This window comes from Caballeronia sp. (assembly GCF_049581465.1).
Taxonomy (GTDB): Bacteria; Pseudomonadota; Gammaproteobacteria; order Burkholderiales; family Burkholderiaceae; genus Caballeronia.
Window position 1 is genome coordinate 1 of sequence record NZ_JBAUSA010000361.1, and the last position, 9,070, is coordinate 9,070.

Below are 9,070 nucleotides of genomic sequence, written 5' to 3' on the forward strand. Positions count from 1 at the left end.
GTGCTCCAGTGAGGGGGTCTTCTGCCATATGGCAGAAGATGGCGTACGCTTGGCAGGTTTTGACGGATCATGTGCGTTGTCGTCAGGCAAACGGGCGACCACAATGCATTCACTGTTTGAACACCCGCCCTGCTTGACCCCGATGACTACCCGCGCCGCATTTTAACAAAGCGCGCCAGCCGCATCGTGGCCACGGCAACTGAACTGGAGAATCCCGCATGACCACCACGATCGCCGGCATCCACATCCCCGACAGCGCCATGGCGCGCGCCGCCACGGAACTCGTACGCGATACCGAACCCGACCTGCTCTATCACCACTCGCGTCGCGTCTTCCTGTTCGGCGCGCTCACGGGCGAGCGCCGCCAGCTTGCCTACGATCCAGAGCTGCTTTATATCGGCGCGATGTTTCATGACATGGGACTGACCGAAAAGTACTGGAGTCCCAATGATCGATTCGAAGTCGACGGCGCCAATGCGGCGCGCGAGTTCCTGAAGCAATATGGCATCGGGGAAAACGAGATCGAGCAAGTATGGGACTCGATCGCGCTGCACACCACCCCCGGCATTCCGCAATACAAGAAACCCGTCGTCGCGCTGGTTACGGCAGGGGTCGAGATGGACGTGCTCGGCTTCGCGTACGACGAATTCACTGATACCCAACGCAAGCAGGTTATCGAGGTGCATCCGCGCGAGACGAATTTCAAGGAAGGGATTATCGACGCGTTCGCTCGCGGAACCTCGTTCAAGCCCCTGACGACGTTTGGCAACGTAAAAGCCGACGTGCTCGCGCTCAAGGACCCGACCTATAAGCGGCTCAATTTCTGCAGCCTGATCCTGGGCTCTGCATGGAACGACAGCCCGGGCGCGGGATGCGCTCATTGCGACGACGTGACCCACACGCACCCCTGAGTTTCGCAACGAGCCCAATAAGGAATGCGGCGTGCGACGGTCATCCCGTTGCACGCCAGCCCCGGCCGGGTGTTAGAACACGTTAACCGGAATGTTCACCATCAATCGATAATCATCACTGGTCGAATCAGGATAATACTTCTGGCCCTGGTGATGCATGTAATAGAATTTGGCGCTGGTTCCCTTAAGCTTTCCGGAAGCGATTGTGTAAGACGGAATAAAGCCGAACTCGTAGTGCGTTCCGTGTACCGGCTGACCATTCTTCCAATAAAGATCGTGTAGCGAACTTGCAGGATCGGAATAAAGCTTTGCCATCGCAGAGCCGTCTGCGCCCCATCCATACGCCGTCCACAGCGTCATTTTCAAGCCCGGTACGCCGTAATCCTTCATGTCGACTGAATAGCCGAGTTGCAGGGATTTTTCATGCGGCGCGTTGTAGTCGACATCGAGCGAATTCGCAAGAAAGTTACCCGCCGACTGTCCGACGTAATCGAAAAACTGCTTGCTCGCGATCTGTTGGAATCCAACCGATACGGTATGCGCGTTATGGGTTCCCGAAAGCAACAAACTATACGCCTGATTATTGATCGGCCCCTCGCGGCTTTGACCTACTTCATGCGTGTAATAGTAAGTGAGCGTGCCGTTCCACCGAATCCCCGAAGGGTCACCCGCACTCTGCGATAACGTGAAATAGTATTGGTCCCACACATTCTCCGCGCGGCTTGCGTACAACGACACCGACGTATCGTCGTTCGGCGCATAATCGCCGCCCGCGTAGGTAAAGCGGCTGAAGTGGGTGCCACCATATTCGGTGGTCAGCGACGACACGCTGGTTTGCCCACGCGCGAGCACTGCGTCGACACTGCCCGCCTTGAGGGTCAGGTTCTTGATTTCCTCACTCGCGAGCGATACGCCCCGATACGTGGGCGGCAGCGCACGGTTATCGTGGGGAACGAGAAAGGGGTTGTCGAATAGTTGCTGGCCGTATTTGACAACCGTATTCGATACCCTTGCCTTTACATCCCAGACGCCCGGATACGTCCACGCTGCCTGATTCTGTCCATCGTAGCCGTTGTGATCCAGATGTACGCGATTTCCCGCGCCTCGCCCGCCATTCAGTTTCAATGCACTGAATAACGATGCGTCCAGTCCGACGCCAAACAGGCCACGTGTATAGCCCGATTCAAATACGGCCTGATTACCTAAGACCCACGCGTCCTTATTTTTTGCTCCTTCTGCTGTAAAGTGATCTGTAAAACTGCGAAATAACATATTGAAATGCGAACCATCGACAAATCCAGTCGACGTTGCCTGATTATTGATGGGTGAATTAGCTTCCGTATCAGGCGGCGAACTGGGCGGCGCTTCAGTATGCCGCGTAGAAACGCCGTCATCTTCATCGGCATAAGCGAGCGTGGCACCCGATATGAGACCGCTGAAAACAATTGTCGATAATGCGAGTGTGCGTGTGTGTTGTTTCATGTTTCAGTCTCGTGATTTTTATGGGTTTATGTTGTGGGCCAATAACCGTTTCGACGAATGCCCGCATGAGCGCAAATGCGCTCGATGAACTTTCGGGACACGACATTGGAAGCGGACTACAGTTGTTGCAAGGTTGCGCGAACGCTGCGGCCCACTTCTCGATGAAGGGGGCCGGCAGGCGTCTGCTAAAGGAAATCAGGCTGACAAAATCGTCCCGGCACAGTCAGCTCGGCAAAATCAAGCCAACATGCACGCCGCGGCGACACCGGCGGCAAGCGTGCGCAATTCGGGCACTTCGCGGGAACAACACGGCTCGGCGATCGGGCATCGCGTGTGGAAGACGCATCCTGACGGCGGGTTGATCGGGCTGGGAATATCGCTGGACAGGATTTGTACGACCTTGGTTCGTTCGATGGCCGGATTAGGCACGGGCACGGCCGACAACAGCGCACGCGTGTACGGATGACGAGGTTCCGCGTAAAGCGAATGTTTGTCGGAAAGCTCCATCACGTGACCGAGATACATCACCATCACACGGTCCGAGATGTGCTTGACCACCGCCAGATCGTGCGCAATGAAGATCAATGCAAGCTTCATTTCCTGCTGCAACGACTTGAGCAGGTTGACGATCTGCGCCTGGATCGAAACGTCGAGCGCTGACACCGGTTCGTCGCAGACAATCAGTTTCGGCTCCACGATCAGCGCTCGCGCAATGCCGATCCGCTGGCATTGGCCACCCGAAAATTCGTGCGCGTAGCGGTTGATCATCTGTTCGCGCAAGCCGACCTTCGCCATCATCGCGCGCACGCGTTCGTTCATCTCGCTCTTCGACATCCCCGGCCGGTGCTCGCGCAACGGTTCAGCGATGATCTGCCCGACCGTCATGCGCGGGTCGAGCGAGGCGAGCGGGTCCTGGAAAATCATCTGGATATCGCGCCGCACGCCGTGCCATTGCTTGACCGATGCGCCGCTCAGATCCTTGCCCATCCACACGATTTCGCCATGCGTGGCGGGGATCAGGTTGAGGATGGCGCGCGATAGTGTCGACTTGCCGCAACCCGATTCGCCCACCACACCGAGCGTCTCACCGGCGTTCAGATCGAAGCTCACGCCATCCACTGCCTTCAATGTGCGGGAGCGCACCCACGGCAATTTGCTCTCTCCCTTGACCCTGAAATGGACCTTGATGTCCCGTACCGACAGGATGGTTTGCTCAGGCATGCGCCACCTCGTGCATCGACTTCATCTGCTCGACCGGGCGATAACATGCGCGCAACCACGTTGTGTCGCCCGCATAGGCTTCGAGCGCCGGCGCGGATTCGGCGCAACGCGGGCTTGCATCGATACAACGCTCCTGGAACGGACAGCCGGATGGCGGACAAGCCATGTTCGGCGGATTGCCGGGGATGCCGACGAGCGGCGCGTCGCTCTGATCCAGTCGCGGCAGCGCGCGCAGCAAGCCGATGGTGTACGGATGCGAGGGACGCGCGAACAGGTCGTCGGCGTTGCAGTGCTCCATCACGCGGCCGCCATACATCACCATCACCCTCTCGCACAGCCCGGCAACGACACCCAGGTCGTGCGTGATCAGCACGATCGCGGTGCCGAAGTCGCGCTGGAGGTTGCGCAGGAGCTGAAGGATCTGGGCCTGGACGGTGACATCGAGCGCGGTGGTGGGTTCATCGGCGAACAGGACCTGCGGCTCGCACAGGAGTGCCATCGCGATCATCACGCGCTGGCGCATGCCGCCGGAAAGCTCGTGAGGATACTGATCGATACGGTGTGCCGCTTCCGGAATGCGCACCGCTTCAAGCATCTCGATCGACCGCTTTTTCGCGGCGCGGCGCGTCATGTTCTTGTGCACTTCGAGCACTTCCGTCATCTGGCGTTCGATCGTCAGGTACGGATTGAGGGACGTCATCGGATCCTGGAAGATCATCGAAAGACGATTTCCGCGAACCTTGTTCAACGCCCGGCGCGGCATGCCGAGAAGATTATTTCCCTGGTAGATCGCGCTGCCGCTCGCGCGGCCGTTCGGTGCAAGCAGACCGAGGATCGCAAGGACGCTCTGGCTTTTGCCCGATCCCGATTCGCCCACAATGCCCAGCGTGCTGCCCTCTTCCAGATCGAAACTCACGCCATTGACCGCGCGAACCACGGCGTCGGGGGTATCGAAGGCGACTTCCAGTCCACTTACTTTGAGTAATGACATGATGCTTAGCGATCCTTCGGGTCGAGCGCGTCGCGCAAACCGTCGCCGACAAAGTTGATGCAATACAGCGTCACCGACAACAACGCAGCGGGGAACAGCAGGATCCACGGCGACGAGTCCATTACGCCAACGCCATCCTGGATCAGCACTCCCCAACTGGTCATGGGCTCCTGCACGCCGAGGCCGAGAAACGATAGTACGGACTCCGTTAGAATGACGCCCGGCACGGTCACCGTGGTGTAGATCGAGACCATGCCAAGCAGGTTCGGCACGATATGACGCACAATAATGCCGCTCGTCGGCACGCCGATCGCGCGCGCGGCTTCTACATATTCCTTGGAGCGGATCGCGAGCGTCTGGCCGCGCACCACGCGTGCCATGTCCATCCATGAGAACACGGTAATGGTCAGTACCACGAGATAGAACTCGCGGCCGAGCAACGTGACCATCAGGATCGCGATCAGCAGGTACGGGATCGCATACATCATGTCGACAAAACGCATCATCGCGTTGTCCACGCGGCCGCCTACGAAGCCTGCAATAGCGCCCCACACGATACCGAGCGTGACGGATGTCAGCGTCGCAAGCGCGCCAATCATCAGCGAGACGCGTCCGCCGACCAGGCAGCGCACGAACAGGTCGCGACCGGTTGCGTCGGTACCGAACAGGTGCAGGCTCGCGACTGTCGGCGCGGCGCTCATCATGTCCCAGTCGGTGGAATCGAAGGCGTTCGGCAACAGCATGGGGCCGATCGCGCAGGCGAGCGTGATCACGATGAGGATCACAAGGCTTACCACTGCCGCCTTGTTGCGCCTGAAGCGCAGGCGCGCGTCCTGCCACGGACTGCGGCCTTCGACCGGCACCGCGAGCATGGCATCGAGCGCGGGGACCAGGGAACCTTGTTTCATTGCGGATTTCAATTTTTGCACTCGCTCAATGACTGAGGCAGTTTGGCTTAGTGACGGCTTAGCGCTGGCTTGGTCGCTGGCTTAGTAGCGAATTTTCGGGTCGAGCCACGCATACGCGAGGTCGACCAGCAGGTTGAGCAGAACCGCGACCACAGTCACTAGCACGACCAGCCCGAGCACGAGCGTGTAATCGCGATTGGCCGCGCCGTTCACAATCAACTTGCCGATGCCCGGCAGCGAGAACACGGACTCCGTGACCACAGCCGCCGTGATCGAAGCAATCGCGAGCGGTCCAATCACCGATACCACCGGAATCAGTGTGGGCCGCAGTGCATGGCGCACTACGACGGTCCAGCGCGACAGGCCCTTCGCATAGGCCGTGCGAATGTAGTTGGTGTTCATCACTTCGATCAGGCTGCCGCGCGTCACGCGTCCCACCGTCGCCACGCTGATGATTGTCAGCAGCGCGACAGGCAGCACCATATAGCGCACCTGAAAACCGTTCCAGCCTCCGGCCGGCAGCCACTTCAGCAAGATCGCAAACACCAGGATCAGCACCGGCCCGATCACGAACGACGGAAACGCACTGCCCGCATTCCCGACGATCATCAGCAGATAGTCGGCGGGACTATTGCGATACAGCGCCGCAAAAACGCCGAGAATGACCCCGATCACGATGGCGAGCAGCATGGACACGCCACCGATGGCCAGCGACACGGGCAGCGCACGCATCACGAGGTCGTTGACACTCCAGTCGGCGTATCGGAACGACGCGCCGAGGTCGCCATGCAACAGACTGTCGAGATACAGCAGGTATTGCTTCCAGAGCGGTTCGCCGAGATGGTATTTCGCCTGCAAGTTGGCGAGCACTTCGGCGGAGACCTTGCGTTCACCGTCGAACGGACCGCCCGGTGTAGCGTGCAAAAGCAGGTAGCAGACGGTGACGACAATTAGCAGCGTAGGCACCGTCAACAACACCCGCCTCAAGGTATATGACCACATGGAACATCTCTCCTGGCAGTACCGCGACAGACTTTGTCGCGGTACTCACCTCTTGCTGTTTGCCGGTATTGCAGGGGATTCATATGCGCAACGCAACGCAACGCAACGAAGCGACACGCCGCGCCTGGCCGCTCTATCGATCCTAGTGCTTCACGATATACATGTCCTTGCTGGGATAACGGTCCATCGGGTTCTTGAGCGAATAGCCGCCCACGTAGCTCTTCACGAGCCGGACTGTCGTGTATTGGAGCAGCGGCAGCATCGGATAGTCGTCCATCACCAACTTCGCGGCCTGCGTCTGCAATTGCGACCGTTTCGCCTGGTCGGTGGTGGCGTTGGCTTCCTTCACGAGCGCATCCGCTTGCGGGTTGCAATTGCCGTTGTCGTTCTGGTCGGAGCCGCATCCCACCAGTTGCAGGAACGTCGTCGCGTCGTTGTAATCCGCGATCCAGCCGCTGCGCGCAATCTGGTAGTCGAGCGTGTGGCGCCGCTTGATCAAGACCTTGAATTCCATTGCCTCAATGTCCGTATCCAGCCCGAGCTTCGTCTTCCACTCTGAGGCCGCAAAAATAGCCATTTTCTTGTGATACTCGCTCGTGTTCATCGCGAATCGCAGCTTGGTGCCCGGTTTCACGCCCGCCTGCGCAAGAAGTTTCTTCGCTTCTTCCACGCGCCGGGCCATCGGCCATGTCGACCATTCGTAGGCCGTGACGTCCGCGCCCTTCACACCCTTCACGATCAGGCCATAGGCGGGAATCTGCCCGTCGGCGGTCACGCGCTGCGCGAGGATGTCCCGGTCGATCACCATGGAAAGCGCCTGCCGCACGCGCACGTCCTTGAGCAACGGGTCCTTGTTGTTGAAAGCGTAATAACGCAGGCCGAGCATCGGCGCGTTCTTCATGTCGGCGGCGAACTGCTGCTTGTATTTCGGATACGTACCCGAGGGCAACTGATACATCCAGTCGTTTTCTCCGGACTGGAACAGCTTGAGGTCGGTGTTTTCGTCCTCGACCGGCAGATACGTGACCTGCGTCAACTGCACGTGCGTCGCGTCCCAGTACTGTGGGTTTTTCGCCAGCACGAGCTTGCTGTTCACCTGCCAGTCCTTCAGCATGAACGCGCCGTTGCTCACCAGCTTGCCGGGCTTCGTCCAGTCCTTGCCGTATTTGTCGACCGCGGCTTTGTTCACCGGCCCCAGATTGGGGTACGACAGCAACTCTGGCAAAAATGTCACGGGATACGGGGTCTTCACTTCAACCGTGTACGCGTCGATAGCGCGAACGCCTAGCGTGCCCGGCGCCTTCTTCCCCGCCACGATATCCGCGCCATTGAGCAGGAAAACGCCGAATGTATTGGCATAGGATGATGCGGTCTTTGGATCGACGAGGCGTTGGCAACCATAGACGAAGTCGTTCGCCACCACGGGCTCGCCGTTCGACCACTTCGCATTCCTGCGCAGGTGGAAGATCCACGTGGTCGGTTCCTTCTGCTCCCACGTTTGCGCCACGCCCGGCACGAGGTTACCCTCGGCATCGAGCGCAGTCAGGCCTTCAAACAGGTCGCGCGAAACATTGGCGGCAGCCACCGTTTCAGCCGCATTGGGGTCGAGCGTCTCGACCTCCGAACCGTTGTTGCGGACCAACTCCTGCTTCGCCGCCAGTTGCACGCCCGGCGGCACGATTGCCGCCTGCGCACCGCATGCGGTCGCCACGTACGCACTCGCTGCAAGCAACCGCAGCTGTGCGCCTGTCACGCGACGCAGCACCGTGCGGCCCGAATGGAAAAAAGCATCAACGCGGTTACGGCACGCGCCCGATACAGCAAACAACTTCATGTGAATCCTTGTGATTCGTTCGTCGGGCATAAGGTCGGGCACAAGACCCGCACCGAAGCTGGAAATATCGATCTGCTCGCCGATCTGTTCGCATTGCTAGCGAAAACCGGGCGACCCCGTGGCGACAAAAAACGTCACCGTTAGTCACTATTCGTCACCTTTCTAACGTTTTCTGGCGACATTGCAACCATCTTAGCGCACCTAACGTTCTGCTTTCGGCAACATTATGTGGATGACTCAGCATCCGGGGCTGGCTGCTACGGCCCTAAACCGCAGCCTGAGCGAGTTGATCCCACGCTTCCTACCTCCGGCAAACTCAAAGGTCGGGAAAGCCACTCAAATGTACTGACTAACCCTGTGTTTCAGGTCCAGCCCTGCAAGCCTCTTTTTGGTGATTTAAAGTTTGCATTCGTGGCGCGATTCGCGTTTGTTTGAAGCCGTAGGCGCATCGCATCCGCGCAACCATCCGCGTCCTTGATGTTCAGCAGGCTATAAGTTGACACGATGATCCGTTTTCGCCAGATAGAAGCATTCCGTTCGCTGATCATGACCGGCACCAGCGTCGGCGCGGCCCGTGAGTTGCACGTGACCCAGCCAGCCGTCAGCCGTCTCATCGCCGATCTGGAAGCAGACCTTGGCTTTAGTTTATTTAGCCGCATCGGCGGTCGCTTGAATCCGACTACAGCCGGGTTGCGCTTTTTTAAATCTGTCGAAGAGAATT

At 58.8% G+C, this 9,070-nt stretch carries 8 protein-coding genes; 2 read left to right on the forward strand and 6 right to left on the reverse strand.

Annotated features, from left to right (window positions below):
• Window positions 1-218 precede the first annotated feature (218 nt).
• Window positions 219-911, forward strand: coding sequence for an HD domain-containing protein (locus WCA53_RS09005; protein ID WP_423908171.1), 693 nt, complete (start codon window positions 219-221; stop codon window positions 909-911).
• Between the two features lie 72 nt (window positions 912-983).
• Here the strand turns inward: WCA53_RS09005 and WCA53_RS09010 are convergent, their stop codons facing one another.
• From WCA53_RS09010 to WCA53_RS09035, 6 genes are all read right to left on the reverse strand, one after another.
• Window positions 984-2,393, reverse strand: a complete 1,410-nt coding sequence (locus WCA53_RS09010) for an OprD family outer membrane porin (RefSeq protein WP_423908173.1) — start codon at window positions 2,391-2,393, stop codon at window positions 984-986.
• 237 nt (window positions 2,394-2,630) lie between these two features.
• Window positions 2,631-3,614 carry a murein tripeptide/oligopeptide ABC transporter ATP binding protein OppF gene (oppF, locus tag WCA53_RS09015; protein ID WP_423908175.1) on the reverse strand — a complete coding sequence of 328 codons (984 nt, stop codon included), beginning with the start codon at window positions 3,612-3,614 and terminating at the stop codon, window positions 2,631-2,633.
• Window positions 3,607-4,608 (reverse strand): ABC transporter ATP-binding protein, encoded by a 1,002-nt coding sequence (locus WCA53_RS09020; protein WP_423908187.1) that lies wholly within the window; start codon window positions 4,606-4,608, stop codon window positions 3,607-3,609. Before WCA53_RS09020 ends, oppF begins: the two co-directional genes overlap by 8 nt.
• A gap of 2 nt (window positions 4,609-4,610) precedes the next feature.
• Window positions 4,611-5,513: an ABC transporter permease subunit gene (locus WCA53_RS09025; RefSeq protein ID WP_423908177.1), complete on the reverse strand. Its 903-nt coding sequence runs from the start codon at window positions 5,511-5,513 to the stop codon at window positions 4,611-4,613.
• An 81-nt stretch (window positions 5,514-5,594) separates the two neighbouring features.
• Entirely contained in the window at window positions 5,595-6,515 is a 921-nt protein-coding gene (locus tag WCA53_RS09030; protein WP_423908180.1) for an ABC transporter permease subunit, read from the reverse strand.
• Window positions 6,516-6,657: 142 nt separating this feature from the next.
• Entirely contained in the window at window positions 6,658-8,349 is a 1,692-nt protein-coding gene (locus WCA53_RS09035) for a peptide ABC transporter substrate-binding protein (RefSeq protein ID WP_423908183.1), read from the reverse strand.
• A 504-nt stretch (window positions 8,350-8,853) separates the two neighbouring features.
• Between WCA53_RS09035 and WCA53_RS09040 the strand changes: the two genes are divergently transcribed.
• On the forward strand, window positions 8,854-9,070 hold a 217-nt coding region (locus tag WCA53_RS09040), incomplete at its 3' end, for a LysR family transcriptional regulator (RefSeq protein ID WP_423908185.1).

What these genes read in the sequence shown, in the direction of transcription:
- WCA53_RS09005 (WP_423908171.1), top strand. Translation starts at nt 219, where the DNA reads ATGACCACCACGATCGCCGGCATCCACATCCCCGACAGCGCCATGGCG.
- WCA53_RS09010 (WP_423908173.1), bottom strand. Translation starts at nt 2,393, where the DNA reads ATGAAACAACACACACGCACACTCGCATTATCGACAATTGTTTTCAGC.
- oppF (WP_423908175.1), bottom strand. Translation starts at nt 3,614, where the DNA reads ATGCCTGAGCAAACCATCCTGTCGGTACGGGACATCAAGGTCCATTTC.
- WCA53_RS09025 (WP_423908177.1), bottom strand. Translation starts at nt 5,513, where the DNA reads ATGAAACAAGGTTCCCTGGTCCCCGCGCTCGATGCCATGCTCGCGGTG.
- WCA53_RS09030 (WP_423908180.1), bottom strand. Translation starts at nt 6,515, where the DNA reads ATGTGGTCATATACCTTGAGGCGGGTGTTGTTGACGGTGCCTACGCTG.
- WCA53_RS09035 (WP_423908183.1), bottom strand. Translation starts at nt 8,349, where the DNA reads ATGAAGTTGTTTGCTGTATCGGGCGCGTGCCGTAACCGCGTTGATGCT.